The 323-nt window shown below is 57.3% G+C and carries 1 pseudogene; it reads left to right on the top strand.

The features are described 5' to 3' along the window. Window positions 1-202: 202 nt before the first annotated feature. Window positions 203-323, top strand: a pseudogene (locus G1E_RS29420) (RNA polymerase subunit sigma-70); the annotation flags it as partial.

Below are 323 nucleotides of genomic sequence, written 5' to 3'. Positions count from 1 at the left end.
TTTGCCGGGTCTTTTTTTTGGCTCTTCAGGCTAATGAAGATCGTGATGGCGCGCATGGTAGCAAATGTGTTTCAGGGCGTGAACGCTCATTACAAAACTTTGCGCAATCAGCACTTGAGAATCAATCTCGTTTCGCCTACGCTGACCACGCATCACGGAAGATGCCCCCACCCCTTCCCCTTTGTAGCGCAAGGAGCCGGTCATGACCCGTCTGCTGCTGCCCGTCGAACACCCCACCGCGGTCAATGAGCCTGATGCCGACAATGCCCTGCTGCACGCGCTGAAGCGGCTGCCACGCCGGGGGCAGCAAGTGATGCTGCTGA

Source organism: Pseudomonas sp. TJI-51 (assembly GCF_000190455.2).
GTDB classification, from domain to species: Bacteria; Pseudomonadota; Gammaproteobacteria; order Pseudomonadales; family Pseudomonadaceae; genus Aquipseudomonas; species Aquipseudomonas juntendi.
Note: the sequence above shows the minus strand (reverse complement) of the source record. Positions and strands in the feature narration are given on the sequence as shown.